Genomic DNA, 17,000 nt, shown 5'->3' with positions numbered 1-17,000 from the left:
GAGCCGATCATGATCAATCGCCGCTATCTCGGGGCGCTCGTCCTCGGGGCCCCCGTCGTCGCCGCAAGCCTGGCACGGGCGCAGACGGCCGCCCCGGCCGCCCAGCCGGCGCTGCGCCGCACGGCCGACAACATCCCCATGCCGGCCGCCGGCCGGCGCGCCTGGGCCGACCAGGTGCCGGCCCTGCGCATCGGCCTGCTCGGCGGCGAGAACGAGGCCGACCGCCTCGGCCGCTTCGGCGCCTACCAGAACCTGCTGCAGGAGACGTTTCAGGTTCCCGTGCGCCTCTTTCCCGCGAGCGACTACTCCGGCGTCCTGCAGGCCTTCTCGGCCAAGCAGATCGAGATGTCGTCGCTCGGCGCCTCCGGCTATGCCGGTGCCTGGCTCGACACCAATGGCGGCATCGAGCCTCTGGTGGTGCCCGAGGAGAATGACGGCTCCATCGCCTATCATTCCGTCCTCGTGGTGCGCGCCGACAGCGGCATCGCCAACCTGGAAGCCATGCGCGGCAAGGCGCTGGCCTGGGCCGACCCGAACTCCACCTCGGGCTACCTGATCCCGCGCTTCGCGCTGCGCCGCCAGGGCATCGGCGTGGAGCCGGGCCAGTACTTCTCGCGCACCGGCTTCGGCGGTGGGCATGAGCAGGCGGTCGTGGCCGTGCTGCAGCGCCAGTACGACGGCGCGGTCACCTGGGTCTCGGGCCAGGGCGATCCGGCGCAGGGCTACAGCCGCGGCAACCTCCGCGCGATGGTGGACAAGGGCATGCTGAACATGGCTGACCTCCGCGTGATCTGGACCTCGGACCCGATCCCGAACGGCCCGACGGCGGCGCGCAGCGACCTGCCCGCCTCCTTCAAGGAGGATATGCGCCTCTTCCACCTGGCGCTGCCGAAGTCGCATCCGGCGATCTACGAGCAGGTCGAGCGCGGCGGCGGCACGGGCTATCGTGAGGCCAACCACGCGATGTTCGAGATGATCGTCGACCTGCGCCGCGAGGAAGCCGCCGCGCGCCGTCGCCGGAGCTGAGTTTCAGCAGCTCTCAGGGGCCTGCTTCCTGGCACGCGGCCTCGGCCGCGTGCCGCTTCTCTTTCGATTGTACCCGCATGACGCAACCGTTCCTGGCCCGGCGCGCCCTTCTAGCCGGCGCCGCCCTCCTTCCCGTCGCCGCCCGTGCCCAGGAATGGACCCCGCGCCGGACCGCCGTCGGCAGCCATGCCATGCCCGAGCCGGGACGCCGCGCCTGGGCCGACCAGGTTCCCGTCATCCGCGTCGGCCTGATGGGCGGCGAGAACGAGGCCGACCGGCTCGCGCGCCATGACGGGCTGCGCAGCCTCCTCGAGGAGACGTTCCGCGTCCCCGTTCGCCTCATGCCGGCGAGCGACTATGCGGGCGTGATGCAGGCCTTCTCGGCCGGACAGATTGAATTCGCGACACTCGGCTCCAGCGGCTATGCCGGCGCCTGGCTGGACACCGAGGGCGGCGTCGAGCCCTTCCTCACCGCCGAGCAGGAAGACGGCTCGGTCAGCTACATTTCCGTCATCGTGACGCGCGCCGACAGCGGCATCACCAGCCTCGAGCAGATGCGCGGGAAGAGCCTCGCCTGGGCCGATCCCAATTCCACCTCTGGCTACCTGATCCCGCGGTTCCAGCTGCGCCGGCAGGGCATGGGCGTGGAGCCGGGGCAGTTCTTCGGCCGCACCGGCTTCGGCGGCGGGCATGAGCAGGCGGTCGTCGCGCTGCTGCAGCGGCAATACGACGCCGCGGTGACCTTCGCCTCCGGCATGGGCGATCCCGCCCAGGGCTTCTCGCGCGGAAACCTGCGCGCGATGGTCGAGAAGGGCATGCTGAACATGGCGGATCTGCGCATCCTCTGGCGCAGCGAGCCGATCATGAACGGTCCGATGACCATCCGCCGTAACCTCCCGGCCGATTTCCGCGAGGACATGACGCGCTTCCACCTCGCTCTGCCCCTGGCGCATCCCGCCGTCTTTCAGCAGATCGCGCGCGGCACCAGCACCGGCTATCGCGAGACGCGCCACGCCGATTACGAGCTCTTCGTGGAGATGCGGCGCGAGGAAGCCTCGGCACGGCGGCGGCGCTCATGAGCGAGGGGATTAGCGCCCAGGAGGCCGCCTTCCGGGATCTCCGCCGGCAGCGCCGTCTCTCCACGCTCATCGGCGTGCTCGTGCTGGGCGCCTGCCTGCTCGCGGCCGCCTGGATGAGCGAGTTCTATCCCTCCACGCTCGTCGCCGGCGCGCCGCGCATCGGCGAGTATTTTTCCAGGATCCTGCCCTCGCTGGAATGGGCGAAGCTGCTCTCCGACGCGGAGACGGAAGGCAGCCTCGCCTTCTGGCTCTATCGTGCCGATGCGTGGCTGCTGCTGCTCTTCGAGACGGCGCAGATGGCGGCCATCGCGACCGTCATGGGCGCCTCGGTCGCGCTGCTGCTGGCCTTTCCCGCCGCGAAGAACCTGGGCGCGCCGAACTGGGTCTTCCAGCTGACGCGACGCCTGCTCGAGGCGACGCGCACCGTGCCCGAGATCGTCTTCGCGCTGATCTTCGTCTGGGCCTTCGGCGTGGGTGCGCTGGCCGGCATCCTGGCCATCGCGCTGCACACCACGGGCGCGCTGGGCAAGCTCTTCGCGGATGCGATGGAGAATGTGGAGCTGCGGCCCTGGGACGGCGTCCGCGCCTCGGGCGGCACCTGGTTCGAGGCCTGCCGCTTCGCCGTGCTGCCGGCCGCCCTGCCTGACTTGCTGAGCTATGCGATGCTGCGCTTCGAGATCAATCTGCGCTCCGCCAGCGTGATCGGCTTCGTGGGGGCCGGCGGCATTGGCGAGGAGCTCTACAAGGTCATCTCCTTCAACTACTACGAGGAGATCAGCGCCATCATCCTGCTGATCATCCTCGCCGTCATGCTCATCGACCTGACTTCCGAGCGGCTCCGCCGCCGCGTGATCGAGGCCGTGGCATGACCCTTCGCATCGCCCCTGCCGAGATCGACGCCTGGCGCGAGCGCATGCCGCGCGCCTTCGGGCCCAGCGCGGGCGGCAAGGCTCTGCGCGTGTTGGGCGGCGTCGCCTTCCTCACCTGGCTCATCGGCACGCTCTGGATGTTCCAGGTCACGCCGCAGCGGATCTGGAACGGGCTTTCGGGCCTGGCGGTCATCATCCGCCTGATGATCCCGCCTTCGCCCGGCGAGCTCTGGCTGGATATCCTGCGGGGCATCGGCGAGAGCCTGGCGATGGCCTTCCTCGGCACCTTCATCGCGGCCCTCATCGCGCTGCCGCTCGGCTTCCTCGGCGCGCGCAACGTGGTGACGAACACGCTGTTCCGCTTCTCGCTGCGCCGCTTCTTCGACGGCATGCGCGGGGTGGATTCGCTGATCTGGGCGCTGGCCTATGTGCGCGCGGTGGGCCTCGGCCCCCTGGCCGGCGTTCTGGCCATCGCGACGGCCGATATCGCCGTGCTGGCCAAGCTCTTCGCCGAGGCGATCGAGAACGCGGAGAAGAAGCAGGCCGAGGGGATTGCGGCGGCGGGCGGCTCCTCGCTGATGGTGATGCGCTTCGGGCTGCTGCCGCAGGTGGCGCCGATCATGCTGGGCCACGTGCTCTACTTCTTCGAGAGCAACACGCGCAGCGCAACCATCCTGGGCGTCGTCGGCGCGGGCGGCATCGGGCTGCAGATCGCCGAGCGCATCCGCGTCCGCTACTGGGACGAGGTGGCCTTCATCATCATCCTGATGGTCATCACCGTGGCCGTGATCGACTGGATTTCGGGCCGCGTGCGACGAAAGCTGATCGGCGCGCGTTAGGGCTGGCGTTCCTCAACGCCGGCCTGCCCCGTGCAGGCGATCCTCGGATGGCCGCATGAACTCGCCCGTTGCCGCGCTGAATGCGCTCAACTTCTTCATGGCCGATGTGAGGGATGGCCTCGGCCCCTTCCTCGGGGTCTACCTCCAGGGGCAAGGCTGGTCCCCGGGCGGGATCGGGCTGGTGATGACCATCGGCGGCCTGGCCGGCATGGCCGCCGCCACGCCTCTGGGCATGATGGTGGACCGTTCCCGCCGGATCCGCCTGCTGCTGGGCCTGGCGGCGATCGCCATCATCCTCTCCTGCGGGGCGAATTTCGTGATGCCGGTGATGGGCGTGGTGGCGCCGGCCCAGATCGTCACGGGCATCGCCGCGGCGGTGGTCGCCCCGGCGGTGGCGGGGCTGACCCTTGGGCTGGTCGGCCAGAAGGGCTATCCGCACCAGCTCGGCCGCAACGAGGCCTGGAACCATGCCGGCAACGCCACGGCGGCCGTGCTGTCCGGCGTGCTCGGCTGGTCGTTCGGCCTGCCGGCGGTCTTCGTCCTGATGGCGGCGATGGCCGGCGGCTCCATCTTCGCCCTGCTCCGTATTCCCGCCGCGGCCATCGACTACGCCGCCGCCACCGGCGCGGGAGACCGGGAGGGCGCCCCGGCCGTCTCCCTGCGGGACCTGCTGGCCGACCGTCGGCTGCACGTGCTGGCCGCGGCCATGATGCTGTTCCACCTGGCCAATGCCGCCATGCTGCCACTGCTGGGCCAGGCGATGGTGGCGCGCGGCACGGCGGGGGATGCGAGCGCCTATACGGCGGCGACCGTGCTGGTCGCGCAGGGCACGATGATCCCCATGGCGCTGCTCGCCGCGTGGCTGGCGGAGCGGCGCGGCTATTGGATCGTCTTCGTGCTGGCGCTCGTCGCCCTGCCCCTCCGCGGGGCGCTGGCCGGCGCCATCCAGAGCCCGATGGTGCTGATCCCGGTCCAGATGCTGGATGGCGTGGGCGCAGGCCTGCTCGGCGTGGCCATGCCCGGGCTCATCGCCCGGCTGCTGGACGGGACGGGGCGCGTGAACACCGGCCTTGCTTTGGTGATGACGGCCCAGGGCATCGGCGCGGCCTGCAGCCCCCTGCTGGCGGGGATGGCGGCGGAATGGCTCGGCTACGGGGCCGCCTTCCTGGTGCTGGGGGTCATCGCGGCGGCGGCGCTGGCGCTCTGGCTCGTGGCGGGAGACAGGCCCAGGGCATGACATATCGGGCGGCGACATTTCGTCGCGCGGCCAGGACGCCTATATGCCCCGCGTGCCCGATCCCCTCGCCCTCTACATCCACTGGCCCTTCTGCGCCTCCAAATGCCCCTATTGCGACTTCAACTCGCATGTCCGGGAGGGGGGCGTGGACCATGCGCGCCATCGCGAGGCGCTGCGGCGGGAGCTGGCCCATGAGGCGGAGCGGATCTCGGCGTCGGAGCCCGGCCGGAACTCGAAGCGGCCGCTGGCCAGCATCTTCTTCGGCGGCGGCACGCCGAGCCTGATGGAGCCGGAGACCGTCGCCGCATTGATCGCCGATGCGCGGCGGCTCTTCGATGCGGCCGACGGCATCGAGATCACGCTGGAGGCCAACCCCACCAGTGTCGAGACCGGCAAGCTGCGCGAATTCGCCGCCGCCGGCGTGAACCGCGCCTCGCTCGGCGTGCAGTCGCTGGATGCGGAAGCGTTGCGCTTCCTCGGCCGCCGGCACGATGCGCCGCAGGCGATCGCCGCGCTGGAGGCGGCGCGGGGCATTTTTCCCCGTCTTTCCTTCGACCTGATCTATGCCCGGCCCGGCCAGTCCGAGGAATCCTGGCGTGCCGAGTTGCGCCAGGCGCTGGCGCTCGCCGCCGATCACCTCAGCCTCTACCAGCTCACCATCGAGCCCGGGACGCGCTTCTTCACCGAGCATGCCCGCGGCGCTTTCGCGCTGCCGCAGGAGGATGACGCGGCGCGCATGTACGAGGCGACCGCCGAGGAGGCCGCGCGCTTCGGCCTCGCACCCTATGAGGTCAGCAACTACGCGAAGCCAGGCGCGGAGAGCCGCCACAACCTCGCCTACTGGCGGTATGGCGACTATCTCGGCATCGGCGCCGGCGCGCATCAGCGCCTGCTGCTGCAAGGCGCGATGATCGCCACGCGCCGGCATCGGGCACCGGAGGAATGGCTCTCCCGCGTTGAGGCCGCCGGCCATGCGATCGTGGAGGAGGAGACGCTCTCCCCCCGGGACCGCGGCCGGGAGGCGCTGCTCATGGGCCTGCGCCTCGCCGAGGGCATCGACCCGCAGCGCATCGAGGCGCGCAGCGGGCTCGCCTTCTCCGAGACCATCGATCCCGCGATGCTCACGGCCTGCCTCGAGGAAGAATACCTGCAATGGCAGGGGACGCGCCTGGTCGCGACGGCGGAAGGCCGGGTCCGGCTCGACGCGCTGCTGCCGGCCTTGCTTCGCTGAGCCCGGCTGCCTAATATCCACGGCATGTTCCTGAAGCGCTCCACGCTGCGAATTACGCGCCCGGCCGGTTGATCCGCGCCGCGATGCTGCGGCGCGTCACCGCGCCGGGCCTCGCTGCCGCAACCCGCTCTCAGGAATTTCCCGATGTCCGATACCGTTTCCGTCCTCTTCACCGTCGAGGCCGAGGCCTCGCCCGGCCTGCTTCCGCGCCTTCTGCAGCCCTTCGCCAAGCGCGACCTCACGCCGGATCATGTGGTGAGCCAGCGCCATCGTGACCGCCTGCGCGTCGAGCTCGGCATGGAATATATGCCGGCTGAAATGGTGCATCTCGTTGCCGGCAATCTGGGCCAGGTGGTCGGCGTCTATCGCGTGACGGAGATCCGCGAGACGGGGCTGCGCGCCGCGGCCTGAGACGCGGCCCTTTTCTTCCTGGGTGGCTTGCCCGATCCGTCAGCGGACGTAGGTTGCGGCCATCCAAGAAGGGAAGCGACCCATGCAGGTCAATAAAATCCGTCTCACGCGCCGGGCCGCGCTCACGGTCGCCGCTGGCCTTGCGGCGCCCGCCGTCGCGCAGGCGCAGTCATTTCCGTCCAAGCCGCTGCGCATCATCGTGCCTTATACGCCCGGCGGCACGACCGACATCGCCACCCGCCTGATCGCCGAGCCGCTGGGCCGCGCGCTCGGCCAGCCCGTGATCGTGGAGAACCGCGCGGGAGCCAACAGCATCGTGGGCGCGGGCGCCGCGGCCACCAGCCCGGCCGATGGCTACACGCTGGTCACGGTGCTTCCCGCCCATGCGGCGAATGCCACGCTGCAGGCCGGCAAGCTGCCCTTCGACGTGATCAACAGCTTCTCGCCCGTCTCGCTCATGGTGACCTCGCCGCTCGTCGCGGCCGGCAGCAAGCACATCCAGGCGACGACGCTGCGCGGCTACCTCGACTATGCGAAGGAGCGACCGGGCCAGGTGAACTTCGGTTCGAGCGGCATCGGCGCCACGGCGCATCTGGCGATGGAGCAGCTGGCCATCCTGACCGGCGTGCGGATGACGCATGTTCCCTATCGCGGCACGCAGCCTGCCCTGCAGGACCTGATGGCCGGCCATATCAGCATCATGTTCGACACGATCTCGTCCTTCCGGGCGCAGTTCGAGGCTGAGACGATCCGCCCGCTGGCCATCGCCACGGCCGCGCGCTCCTCCTTCATGCCGAACCTGCCGACGGTGGGCGAGGCGGCGGGCATCGCGCCCTTCGACGCGAGCACCTGGTGCATGCTGCTGGCCCCGGCGCGCACGCCGCAGCCGATCGTGGACCGGCTCTCGGAAGAGGTCGGCAAGATCGTGCGCGAACCCGCGATGACGCGCCGCCTCGAGGAGATCGGCTTCGTCGTGGAAGGCCGCACGCCGGCTGCGACGGGTCAGTTCCTCGCCGAGGAGGTGCAGCGCTGGGGCAATGTGATCCGCACGGCGAACATCACCGTCGACTGAGGCGGAGGAACGAGGGCGGGAGGCTTTTCGGCCTCCCGGCCGATTCAGCGGCGGGTGAGAAGGTCCAGCTCTCCCGGAAGATCGCCGCCGGTCCAGAGCGCGCGGAGGAAGTCCTTCGCGGGCCGCTCGCCCAGCACGGGCGTCACCAGCTCCAGGAACTTCTCGTCGAGGTCGCGATCCGTCAGCGGCGCGTCGGGGTCGCCCTTGCGCGTGGGCTGGTAGCGGAACAGCTCGCGCCCGTCATTCAGGCGGATGGAGACCTTGGCGCTGCGGGCGCCGGGGAAGGCGGCCTCGCATTCCTCGTCCAGGCTCACGCTGATGCGCGGCATGACGGCGCGGATCTTCGGATCCGCCAGGCGCTCCGGCGCGAAGGCGTCGAGGCGCACGCCGCCATATTCCATCAGCGAGGCGACGGTGAACTGCGTGGAGAAGCGCGCCTCCTGCTCCGTCGTGACGGAGGGGCGGTCGCAGACGTTCTTCGTCGCCGCATAGCCCGCGACGTGCAGCGCCGCGACGTCCTGCGCGGCGAAGCCGTGCTCGCGCTGAAGGTCGCGCGTGGCGTCCAGCGCGGCGAAGATATGGCCGCAGCAGCCGTGATTCTTCACGGTCATCTGCGTGATGGTGAGCGGCTGGCCGATGGCCGCGATGGCCTTCTCCCACTTGCCGGTGTCCTCGCTCGTGGCAGCGGCGAAGCCCGCGGGGCCGTGCAGCACGTCGAGCGCGCCGGTCATGCCTTCCTTGGCCGACATTGCGGCGAGCGCGCCGGCCTCGGCGGCATGGCCGGGGTGCAGCGGCTTGCTCATGCCGTCGCCCCGGAAGGCCTGCTGGAGGCCGCCGGCCATGGTGGCCGAGGTCGCGATGGCATGCGCCGTCTGCGTCGCGTCGCAGTCGTAGATCACCGCGACGGCGGCGGCGGCGCCGAAGGTGCCGACCGTGCCCGTGGTGTGCCAGAAATCGTAATGCGAGGGCTGCACCGCCTGCGCGATGCGGCAGGAGACCTCATAGCCCGCGACCATTGAGCGCAGCAGCGCCCGCATATCGAGGTCCCGGGTCTGCGCGGCGGCCAGGGCCGCCGCGATGGTCGGGCAGCCGGGGTGGTAGACACCCCAGCGCCAGATGTCGTCGAACTCCACCGTATGGCTCGCCGTGCCGTTGATCAGCGCGGCGTGCCGCAGCCCGGTGCGCGCGCCGTCCACATAGGAGACGGCGCGGCCGTTGCCGCGCTCCTTGGCCAGGGCCTTCGCCATCAGCGTCGCCGGCGGCAGGTGGCAGCCGGGTAGCAGGGAGGCGAACCAGTCGATCAGGGCGCGGCGCGCGTGATGCTCCACCTCCTCCGTCAGCGGGGCCTGGCGCCAGGAGGCGGCGTGCTCCGCCAGGACGAGGAGTGGGTTCATCGGTTGCTCCGGATCACTTCCTTGTTAATCACCATGTCGAGGTCGATGTCGCCGCGGAAGTGGCGCACGATCGAGTCGACGCAGGACAGGCCCATGCGGCGCATGCTCTGCTCCGTCGCGGCGGCGGAGTGCGGCGTCATGATGAGGTTCGGCGCGCTCAGCAGCGGGTTGTCCTGCTTCGTGGGCTCGTCCCAGAAGACGTCGACGCCGGCGGCGGCGATGTGGCCGCTCTTCAGCGCGCCGGCCAGCGCCTCTTCCTGCACCAGGGTACCGCGCGCGGTGTTGATGAAGCGCGCGCCCGGCTTCATGGCGGCCAGGAACTCGGCATTCACCATGCCGCGATTCTCGGCGTTGGAGGGGCAATGGACGGTCACCCAGTCGGCCTGGGCCAAGCCTTCCTGCAGCGTCTTCACGTGGCGGAAGCCCGCGCCCTTCACCGTGTTCATCGGCACGGCGGGATCGCAGATCACCACGTCCATGCCGAAGGCGGCGCAGAGCCGCGCGACGCGGCCGCCGATGCGGCCGAAGCCCACCACCAGCACCGTCATGCCCGAGAGGTCCCAGGTCACGGGCGCGTCGGTCGTGCTCCACTTGAAGGCGCGCGTGTTCGCGTCGAAGGCCTTGGTGCCGCGCGCGATGTTGAGCATCAGCATCATCGCGTGCTCGGCCACGCTCAGCGCATTGGCGTCGGCCGTGACGGTCAGCGGAATGCCGCGCTTGGTCAGCTCCGGCACGTTCACCGCGTCGTAGCCGACGCCGTGGCGCGCGACGATGCTCAGCTTCGGCGAGTAGGAGAGGAAGTCGGCGTCGATCGGCGTCGCGCGGACGATGATGGCCTCGGCCTTCTCCATCGCGCGGGCCAGGTTCTCGCGCGTGGTGTCGTGCACGATCTCGACGGTGAAGCCGGGCTCGGCCTCGAGGGCCGCGATCGCGTCGGGATGGACGGAGCGCAGCAGGGCAACATGGGGCATTCGTATCGTTTCCTCAGTAAGGTCTTCAGGCGAGGTGGGCAGCGGGGCCCAGGAGATGCTCGCGCATCCGGGCCTGCAGGATGGCCCCCTCGCGCGGCGGCAGCACCAGCGGCAGGGTCGCGGGGTCGATCTTCGCGACGGCGAAGAGCGGGCCGTCCTTCTTATGGATCGCCGCCTTCAGCGCCGGCACCTGGCCGGGCTCGGTGACGAGCATCGTGTTCCGGATGCCGGCACCCTCGGCCATCTTCACGAGGTCCGTGCCCTGGCGCGTCGCGGTCTCCTGCATGCCGGTCTCGCCGTAATGCTCGTTGTCCTGCACGACGATGCTGAGGTTCTTCGGCGCCTGGTGCGCGATGGTGGCCAGGCTGCCGATGCCCATCAGCATCTCGCCGTCGCCGGTCAGCACCAGCACGGTCTTGTCCGGCTGCGCCAGCGCGAGGCCGAGGCCGATCATGGCCGCGCCGCCCATGCCGCCCCAGAGCGGCAGGTTCTGTGGGCCGTCGCCCACGGCCGTGATGTCCCAGGCGGGGGCGCCGAGGCCGGCGACGACCAGCAGGTCGCCGCGATCCTCGAAGAGGGCGCGCGTCAGTTCGCGCCGGTCGAGCTTGCCGGAGGCTCCGAGCTTCACCATGGCCTCAATCCTTCCCGAAGGTCTTGGCGCCGAGCACGCGCTGGCCGATCAGCGTCGCGGTGGGGCGGAAGGTGTTGTAGGCGAGCTTGAGCGTGGCCTCGACGGTCTCGGCCACGTCCTCGGCGCGGTCGGCGCGGTGGACGAGGGTGCCCATCGCCTCCAGCACCGTCTGCGTGGCCTGGCCCATGGCGATCTGCGCTGGATTGAACTCGCCGAAATCGCCGCGCATCGTGATGATCATCGGCATCGGCGTGCGATGGATGCTCGAGAGCGAGAGCATGTTGATGCAGTTGCCCACGCCGGAGGACTGCATCAGCAGCACGGAGCGCTGGCCGCCCAGCCAGGCGCCCTGCATGAGGGCCACGCCCTCCTCCTCGGTGGTCAGCGTCACGACGCGCAGCTCATTGTCGGCGAGGCAGCGCTTGATGAGGCGCGAATGGCCCGCATCCGGCACCAGGGCCACCTGGCGGACATTATATTGCTTGAGCAGATCGTAGATGCGATCCGGCCAGTCGGCCGCCGCATTCGGCGCGCTCTCGATCACCTTGCCATCCATGGAAATTCCTCCGATGGGCGGAGTTTCCGCGCCGGGGGGCGATCTGACAAGCCAGCCCGGCGCAGGGCGCCTCGCGATTTTCGGGCGGTCCGGGCGATGGCCGCGAATGCTCCGTTGGCGCCGACGCCCGGAGGCACTAGCCTCCGGCCCCTTCAAGGGAAGGGAACGGACAATGCGCCGTATCATCATATTCACGGCCCTGCTGCTGTCATGGCTGGGCGGGCCGCCCGCGAGCGCGCAGGACGCCTATCCGAGCCGCGCGGTGCAGCTCATCATCCCCTTCCCGCCCGGCGGCAACACGGACCTGATGGCCCGCGGCCTGCTGCAGGAGCTCTCGAAGGCGCTGGGCCAGCCCGTGGTCGGCGTCAATCGCGGCGGCGCGGCCGGCGCCATCGGCAATGCCGAGCTCTTCCGCGCGCGGGGCGACGGCTACACGATCGGCATTTCGCCGAACAACGCCATCACGACGCAGCCCCACCTGCAGAACGTGAACTACACGGCCGAGGGCTTCCGGTACCTCTGCCTCGCCTACGACAACCCGCAGGTGCTGATCCTGGGCCGCAACGCGCCCTTCTCCGACTTCGCCGGCATGGCCGCCTTCGCCCGCACGGGCCGGGAGGCCCTGATCTACGGCGCGCCCGGCGTCGGCAGCACGCAGCACATCCTGACCGTGCAGCTGCTGCGCGCGATGGGCGTGGAAGGCCTGAACGTGCCCTTCACCGGCGCGGGTCCGATCGCCCAGGCCGCGCTGGCCGGGCAGATCCACGTCTTCGTGGAGGCCGCCTCCATCCCGGCCTCGACCGGCCTCGGCGTCCTGGCGGTGCTGGGCACGCAGCGCATGCCCTCCCTGCCCAACGTGCCCAGCACCGGGGAGCTCGGCTACCCGATGGCGGGCACCACCTATGGCGGCCTCATCGCCCCGGCCGACCTGCCCGACGCCATCGCCGAGACCATCGAGCGCGCCTGCCGGACCGCGGTGACGAGCGAGGGCTTCCGCGTGATCGCCGAGCGGCTGAACGCCGTGCCGAGCTTCCAGCCGGCCGGCGTCTTCCGCGAGCGCTTCGTGACCGAGAGCGCGGCCAACCGCGTGCTGCTGCAGGAACTGGGCATCAACCGCCAATAAGCGCTGGCCACGATGCGGGGTTCTGCGCCAAAAGCCGGCCGTGCCCCGCATCACCATCGACCCTGCCGACCTGGAGGAGGATTTCCTCCGCGCCTCCGGGCCCGGCGGCCAGAACGTCAACAAGGTGGAGACCGCCGTCCAGCTCCGGTACCACGCCTATCGGGCCGGGCTGAGCGAGCGGGTCTATATGCGCCTGAAGACCCTTTCGGGCCGGCGCATGACCAAGGACGGCGTGATCGTCCTCACCGCGCAGGAGCACCGCAGCCGCGAGCGCAACCGCGAGGAGGCGATGACCCGGCTCCAGGAGCTGGTGGACGAGGCGGCCAAGCCGCCGCCGCCGATCCGCCGCGCCACGAAGCCCACCAAGGGTTCCCAGAGGCGCCGCATGGACAGCAAGACCAAGCACGGCCTGACCAAGAAGCTGCGCTCCAACCCGGTCACGGATTGAGCGCGGCCCGAGGGGCGCCGCCCCTCAGGCTTTCGTCGGAGTTCGTCGTCTAGAGAAGCTGGCCGCCATCCACCACGACGGTGTGGCCCGTGACCCAGCTCGCCAGCGGCGAGGCCAGGAAGAGCACCACATTCGCGATCTCCTCCGGCGTGCCCAGGCGCCCGAAGGGAATGGAGGCCAGGGTGCGGTTGTAGAGGTCCGGCGCCTCGGTCTTCCGCTTCTCCCAGCTGCCGCCCGGGAATTCGACCGAGCCGGGCGCCACCGCGTTCACGCGGATGCCGTCCTCGGCGAAGAGCGCGGCCTGGCTCATGGTGTAGTTCACCAGTAGCGCCTTCACCGCATTGTAGACCGGGCTGCGGACCGAGGCGCGGTAGCCCGAGATGGAGGACACGTTGACGATGTTGCCCTTGCTGGCCTTCAGCGCGTCGAGCCCGGCGCGGCTGGCGCGGAAGGTGGCCAGCACGTCCACGTTCAGGGCCGAGTTCCAGCCTTCCTCGGTGTCCGTCATGCCGAAGCCGCTGGCGTTGTTGATCAGGATGTCGAGCCCGCCCAGCGCGCCGATCGCCTCGGCGACATAGCCGTTCACGGCCGCCTTGTCGGCCAGGTCGCAGCTCGCGGCATGGCCCTTGGCGCCGAGCTCGGCCTTGGTGGCGGCCAGCGCCTCGGCGCCGCGCGCGCAGATGGAAACGGAAGCGCCCGCCTTGGCGAAGCCGATCGCGACGCTGCGGCCGATGCCCTTGCTGCCGCCGCAGACGATGACGCGCTTGCCGGTGAAATCGAAGCTCATGGAATTCTCCCCTCGTATCCTGCGCCGCCGCGGAGGGGGGCAGAGGGAGCAGCATAGGCGAGGCTCCGGCGGGCGGCGAGGATGCGGCGTACAGGAAATGCGCCGCCCGACCGGAAGGAGGGGCTTTTCCGCCCTGGTGGCTCAGGCGGGCTGCGCCGCCGGCCGCCGGCCGCGCCGCAGCCGGGCGATGCCGAAAGCGATCGCGGCACCCACCACCAGGATCGCGATGCCGACCAGCGGGCGATACACCAGCCAGGCCACCGCGATGACAACCGGCGCCACCAGCGCCGTCAGCACCATGGCCAGCGCGCCCGTGCCGAAGCCGACCACCGCGCCCAGCGGCGGGATCACGTCCGAGAGGACCTTCAGTGGGTTGAAGACCAGCGCCCAGCCCGCGAACATCAGGATCACGCCCACGAGGCGCACCAGCCAGGTGTTCAGCGCGTTGTCGTCCTGCGCCTGCTGAAACATTTCCGAAGCGGGCAGATTGCCGCCGCGCACCATCAGCAGGCGGTCGCCCGCGCGGGTGGCGAAGGGCGCGAAGCCGTCGCCCTGCTGCGCGCCGATGACGGAAAGCCCATCAGGGCGCGCCACGCGCCAGGTGATCCGCAGGTCGCCCACGGTGGGTTCGTCAGGATCGCGCCCGATGAAGCGCGTCGCCTGGCCGTCCGGCAGGGTAACGGCCTCGTCGGCCGGAAGGCCGTCGAGCTGTCCGGGGGCGAGGCGGAAGCCGCCCAGCGTCACGCCCTCGGCAGCGAAGCTGCGGTCGCCGTAGCGGGGCTGGGGGTTGCGGTGGCCGTCGGGCTGGCGGAAGCGGCCGGAATCGACCCGCCCCTCACGCCATTCGCGATGATAGCTGCTGGTGGTCACCGTCTCCGTCCCGCCGCCGAGGCGCGTCCGGGTCTCGCTGCGGCTTTCCTCGATCCACTGGTACATCTCGACCTGCCGGACCAGGCGCAGCGATCCGGCGGGCGGGCTGACATCCAGCTCCTGGTCGGTGGGGAGGCGGGCGCTGCGCGCCGGTCCCGCCACATGGATCAGCAGGCCCTGATTGGCGGGATCCGGCCGGTCGGCGGAGACGGACTGCACGAGGCCGGCCCCCTCTGTCAGCGAGCGCGCGGTCTGCACCGCGCGGCCCTCGTTCCAGAAGAGCAGCCAGCCGGCCAGGGGAATCAGGACGATCCCCACCAGCAGGCCCGTGAAGGCGCCGCCGAGGCGCGAGAACCAGGATTTGGAGGAAGTGGACGTGAAGACGTCCCCGCCGTCGGATTGGGACAAGGATAAGCTCCGTAGGCTTCTGACGCCCGATGGATGTCGTGGCGGGCACCGCCTGTCCAGGCTTGGTTGCCCCTCCTGGCAAGGATGCGGCATGGCGGCGCGCTCTTGACGGCTCGCGGCGCGCGGGCCATCGCCGCCACATGGCCGCGCCCCCCCTCCTGCTGCTCGACGGCATCCGCTTCACCCTTGGCAATTCGCCGCTTCTCCAGGGGGCGGGCATCTCCGTCTCGCCCGGCGAAAGGCTGGCGCTGGTGGGGCGCAACGGCAGCGGCAAGTCGACCCTGCTGCGCATCGCGGCCGGCGAGCTGGAGCCCGAGGGCGGGACGCGCTTCCTGCAGCCCGGCGCCACCATGCGCTATCTGCCGCAGGAGCCCGACCTCTCCGGCCACCGCACGGTCGAGGACTATGTGATGGCGGGGCTCGGCCCCTCCGACGATCCGTACCGCGCCCGCGCCCTCTTCGAAGGGCTGGGGCTGACCGGCGAGGAAGACCCCTCCCGCCTCTCGGGCGGCGAGGCCCGGCGCGCGGCCCTGGCCCGTGCCCTTGCGCCACAGCCCGACATCCTGCTGCTGGACGAGCCGACCAACCACCTCGACCTGCCGGCCATCGAATGGCTGGAGGGCGAGCTCTCCTCCCTGCGCGGGGCGCTGGTGCTCATCAGCCATGACCGCCGCTTCCTCTCGCGCCTGTCTCGCGCGACGCTCTGGCTGGACCGCGGCGTCACCCGCCGGCTGGATCGCGGCTTCGGCGAGTTCGAGGCCTGGCGCGAGGAGCAGCTGGAGCAGGAGGAGCAGGCCGCCCACAAGCTCGGCCGGCAGATCGTCCGCGAGGAGCACTGGCTGCGGCACGGCGTCTCGGGCCGGCGCAAGCGCAACGTCCGCCGTGTGGCGGAGCTGCAGGCGCTGCGGGCCGCCCGGCGGGACCGGATCAAGCCGACCGGCACCGTGACCATGCAGGCGGCCGAGGCCGGGAGCTCGGGCCAGCTGGTGATCACCGCCGAGGACGTCTCCAAGTCCTGGGGCGAGACGCCGATCCTGGAGAAGTTCTCGACCCGGATCATCAAGGGCGACCGGATCGGCATCGTCGGCGCCAATGGCGCGGGCAAGACGACGCTGCTGAACATCCTGATCGGCAAGCTGCCGCCGGATGCGGGCAGCGTGAAGCTCGGCACCAATATCGCCATGGCGGCGTTGGACCAGCTGCGCGCCACGCTCGACCCGGACCGGACGCTGGCCGATACGCTGACCGACGGCAATGGCGACCAGGTCTGGGTGGACGGCAAACCGCGCCACGTCATCGGCTACATGCAGGACTTCCTGTTCATTCCGGAGCAGGCACGGACGCCGGTGGGCAAGCTCTCGGGTGGAGAGCGGGGCCGGCTGCTGCTGGCCAAGGCGCTCGCCGCGCCCTCCAACCTGCTGGTGCTGGACGAGCCGACCAACGACCTGGACCTGGAGACGCTCGACCTGCTGGAGGAGCTGCTGGCGGAATATGCCGGCACCGTCCTGCTGGTCAGTCATGACCGCGACTTCCTCGACCGCGTCTGCACCGGGATCATCATGTCCGAGGGACGTGGGCGCTGGCAGGATTTCGCCGGCGGCTATTCCGACATGCTGAACCAGCGCGGCGAGGGCGTGACCGCGCGGGCGGTCGCGAAATCCGCGGCGCCTCCGCGCGAAGCGGCGGCCCCCCGGCCGCAGCCGGCGGCCTCAAAGCGCCTCAGCTTCAAGGACCAGCACGCGCTGACCACCCTGCCGGCCACGATGGAGAAGCTGCAGAAGGAGATCGCCGTGCTGCAGAACTGGCTCGCCGATCCAGGCCTCTATTCCCGCGACCCCAAGGGCTTCCAGCAGCGCACGGACGCGCTGACCGAGCGCCAGGCGGCGCTGGAGGCGGCGGAGGAGGAGTGGCTCCGCCTGGAGATGCTGCGGGAAGAGATCGAGGGCTGAGGGCCGGCGGACCAATCGCCTCCCTGGCGGGGCGGAAATTGGTCCGGTCCCCTGCACGGTTTGCACGCCTGTGGACTGCGCCATGCAAGGCCATGTCCC

At 70.5% G+C, this 17,000-nt stretch carries 17 protein-coding genes; 11 read left to right on the top strand and 6 right to left on the bottom strand.

Translation table 11 applies throughout. The annotated features are described in order from the left end of the window. Window positions 1-9: 9 nt before the first annotated feature. From phnD (KHU32_RS04330) to KHU32_RS04295, 8 genes are all read left to right on the top strand, one after another. Window positions 10-1,026 carry a phosphate/phosphite/phosphonate ABC transporter substrate-binding protein gene (phnD, locus tag KHU32_RS04330; RefSeq protein ID WP_213668791.1) on the top strand — a complete coding sequence of 339 codons (1,017 nt, stop codon included), beginning with the start codon at window positions 10-12 and terminating at the stop codon, window positions 1,024-1,026. 77 nt (window positions 1,027-1,103) lie between these two features. Continuing rightward, on the top strand, window positions 1,104-2,105 hold the full coding sequence (gene phnD / locus KHU32_RS04325; protein WP_213668790.1) for a phosphate/phosphite/phosphonate ABC transporter substrate-binding protein: 1,002 nt from the start codon (window positions 1,104-1,106) through the stop codon (window positions 2,103-2,105). After that, window positions 2,102-2,974 (top strand): phosphonate ABC transporter, permease protein PhnE, encoded by an 873-nt coding sequence (gene phnE, locus KHU32_RS04320; RefSeq protein ID WP_213668789.1) that lies wholly within the window; start codon window positions 2,102-2,104, stop codon window positions 2,972-2,974. Before phnD (KHU32_RS04325) ends, phnE (KHU32_RS04320) begins: the two co-directional genes overlap by 4 nt. Further along, a complete protein-coding gene (gene phnE, locus KHU32_RS04315) occupies window positions 2,971-3,813 on the top strand; it encodes a phosphonate ABC transporter, permease protein PhnE (RefSeq protein WP_213668788.1) in 843 nt (280 codons plus the stop codon). Before phnE (KHU32_RS04320) ends, phnE (KHU32_RS04315) begins: the two co-directional genes overlap by 4 nt. A 55-nt stretch (window positions 3,814-3,868) precedes the next feature. After that, window positions 3,869-5,050 (top strand): MFS transporter, encoded by a 1,182-nt coding sequence (locus KHU32_RS04310; RefSeq protein WP_213668787.1) that lies wholly within the window; start codon window positions 3,869-3,871, stop codon window positions 5,048-5,050. A 43-nt stretch (window positions 5,051-5,093) separates the two neighbouring features. Continuing rightward, window positions 5,094-6,281, top strand: coding sequence for a radical SAM family heme chaperone HemW (gene hemW / locus KHU32_RS04305; RefSeq protein ID WP_213668786.1), 1,188 nt, complete (start codon window positions 5,094-5,096; stop codon window positions 6,279-6,281). A gap of 144 nt (window positions 6,282-6,425) precedes the next feature. Then, window positions 6,426-6,692 carry a hypothetical protein gene (locus tag KHU32_RS04300; protein ID WP_213668785.1) on the top strand — a complete coding sequence of 89 codons (267 nt, stop codon included), beginning with the start codon at window positions 6,426-6,428 and terminating at the stop codon, window positions 6,690-6,692. 82 nt (window positions 6,693-6,774) lie between these two features. Then, window positions 6,775-7,764: a tripartite tricarboxylate transporter substrate binding protein gene (locus KHU32_RS04295; RefSeq protein WP_213668784.1), complete on the top strand. Its 990-nt coding sequence runs from the start codon at window positions 6,775-6,777 to the stop codon at window positions 7,762-7,764. Window positions 7,765-7,808: 44 nt separating this feature from the next. Here the strand turns inward: KHU32_RS04295 and KHU32_RS04290 are convergent, their stop codons facing one another. The 4 genes from KHU32_RS04290 to KHU32_RS04275 are packed head-to-tail and all read right to left on the bottom strand — an operon-like array spanning window position 7,809 to window position 11,316. After that, on the bottom strand, window positions 7,809-9,158 hold the full coding sequence (locus KHU32_RS04290; protein ID WP_213668783.1) for an MmgE/PrpD family protein: 1,350 nt from the start codon (window positions 9,156-9,158) through the stop codon (window positions 7,809-7,811). Further along, window positions 9,155-10,129 carry an NAD(P)-dependent oxidoreductase gene (locus KHU32_RS04285; protein WP_213668782.1) on the bottom strand — a complete coding sequence of 325 codons (975 nt, stop codon included), beginning with the start codon at window positions 10,127-10,129 and terminating at the stop codon, window positions 9,155-9,157. The genes KHU32_RS04290 and KHU32_RS04285 overlap by 4 nt, the downstream gene beginning before the upstream one ends. Window positions 10,130-10,154: 25 nt before the next feature. Further along, window positions 10,155-10,760 (bottom strand): thiamine pyrophosphate-dependent enzyme, encoded by a 606-nt coding sequence (locus KHU32_RS04280; protein ID WP_213668781.1) that lies wholly within the window; start codon window positions 10,758-10,760, stop codon window positions 10,155-10,157. Between the two features lie 4 nt (window positions 10,761-10,764). Beyond that, window positions 10,765-11,316, bottom strand: coding sequence for a thiamine pyrophosphate-binding protein (locus KHU32_RS04275; protein WP_213668780.1), 552 nt, complete (start codon window positions 11,314-11,316; stop codon window positions 10,765-10,767). 172 nt (window positions 11,317-11,488) lie between these two features. Between KHU32_RS04275 and KHU32_RS04270 the strand changes: the two genes are divergently transcribed. After that, a complete protein-coding gene (locus tag KHU32_RS04270) occupies window positions 11,489-12,439 on the top strand; it encodes a Bug family tripartite tricarboxylate transporter substrate binding protein (protein WP_213668779.1) in 951 nt (316 codons plus the stop codon). Window positions 12,440-12,479: 40 nt separating this feature from the next. After that, window positions 12,480-12,887 (top strand): alternative ribosome rescue aminoacyl-tRNA hydrolase ArfB, encoded by a 408-nt coding sequence (gene arfB, locus KHU32_RS04265; RefSeq protein WP_213668778.1) that lies wholly within the window; start codon window positions 12,480-12,482, stop codon window positions 12,885-12,887. A gap of 49 nt (window positions 12,888-12,936) precedes the next feature. On the opposite strand, the gene KHU32_RS04260 is transcribed toward arfB, so the two are convergent. Together KHU32_RS04260 and KHU32_RS04255 are read right to left on the bottom strand one after the other, a co-directional pair. After that, window positions 12,937-13,674 carry an SDR family NAD(P)-dependent oxidoreductase gene (locus KHU32_RS04260; protein WP_213668777.1) on the bottom strand — a complete coding sequence of 246 codons (738 nt, stop codon included), beginning with the start codon at window positions 13,672-13,674 and terminating at the stop codon, window positions 12,937-12,939. 141 nt (window positions 13,675-13,815) lie between these two features. Further along, window positions 13,816-14,952, bottom strand: a complete 1,137-nt coding sequence (locus KHU32_RS04255) for a TMEM43 family protein (RefSeq protein ID WP_213668776.1) — start codon at window positions 14,950-14,952, stop codon at window positions 13,816-13,818. A gap of 140 nt (window positions 14,953-15,092) precedes the next feature. Here KHU32_RS04255 and KHU32_RS04250 point away from each other — a divergent pair, with 140 nt between their 5' ends. Continuing rightward, the gene (locus tag KHU32_RS04250; protein WP_213668775.1) at window positions 15,093-16,901 is read left to right on the top strand and encodes an ABC-F family ATP-binding cassette domain-containing protein; all 1,809 of its coding nucleotides are present in this window, start codon (window positions 15,093-15,095) and stop codon (window positions 16,899-16,901) included. Window positions 16,902-17,000: the final 99 nt, after the last annotated feature.

The sequence above is a fragment of the Roseococcus pinisoli genome (assembly GCF_018413645.1).
GTDB lineage: Bacteria > Pseudomonadota > Alphaproteobacteria > Acetobacterales > Acetobacteraceae > Roseococcus > Roseococcus pinisoli.
The sequence above is the reverse complement of the archived record's forward strand: the minus strand, read 5'-3'. Positions and strand labels throughout refer to the sequence as shown.

Coding starts and splice junctions, on each gene's coding strand:
- phnD (WP_213668791.1), top strand. CDS start 10: ATGATCAATCGCCGCTATCTCGGGGCGCTCGTCCTCGGGGCCCCCGTC.
- phnD (WP_213668790.1), top strand. CDS start 1,104: ATGACGCAACCGTTCCTGGCCCGGCGCGCCCTTCTAGCCGGCGCCGCC.
- phnE (WP_213668789.1), top strand. CDS start 2,102: ATGAGCGAGGGGATTAGCGCCCAGGAGGCCGCCTTCCGGGATCTCCGC.
- phnE (WP_213668788.1), top strand. CDS start 2,971: ATGACCCTTCGCATCGCCCCTGCCGAGATCGACGCCTGGCGCGAGCGC.
- KHU32_RS04310 (WP_213668787.1), top strand. CDS start 3,869: ATGAACTCGCCCGTTGCCGCGCTGAATGCGCTCAACTTCTTCATGGCC.
- hemW (WP_213668786.1), top strand. CDS start 5,094: ATGCCCCGCGTGCCCGATCCCCTCGCCCTCTACATCCACTGGCCCTTC.
- KHU32_RS04300 (WP_213668785.1), top strand. CDS start 6,426: ATGTCCGATACCGTTTCCGTCCTCTTCACCGTCGAGGCCGAGGCCTCG.
- KHU32_RS04295 (WP_213668784.1), top strand. CDS start 6,775: ATGCAGGTCAATAAAATCCGTCTCACGCGCCGGGCCGCGCTCACGGTC.
- KHU32_RS04290 (WP_213668783.1), bottom strand. CDS start 9,158: ATGAACCCACTCCTCGTCCTGGCGGAGCACGCCGCCTCCTGGCGCCAG.
- KHU32_RS04285 (WP_213668782.1), bottom strand. CDS start 10,129: ATGCCCCATGTTGCCCTGCTGCGCTCCGTCCATCCCGACGCGATCGCG.
- KHU32_RS04280 (WP_213668781.1), bottom strand. CDS start 10,760: ATGGTGAAGCTCGGAGCCTCCGGCAAGCTCGACCGGCGCGAACTGACG.
- KHU32_RS04275 (WP_213668780.1), bottom strand. CDS start 11,316: ATGGATGGCAAGGTGATCGAGAGCGCGCCGAATGCGGCGGCCGACTGG.
- KHU32_RS04270 (WP_213668779.1), top strand. CDS start 11,489: ATGCGCCGTATCATCATATTCACGGCCCTGCTGCTGTCATGGCTGGGC.
- KHU32_RS04260 (WP_213668777.1), bottom strand. CDS start 13,674: ATGAGCTTCGATTTCACCGGCAAGCGCGTCATCGTCTGCGGCGGCAGC.
- KHU32_RS04250 (WP_213668775.1), top strand. CDS start 15,093: ATGGCCGCGCCCCCCCTCCTGCTGCTCGACGGCATCCGCTTCACCCTT.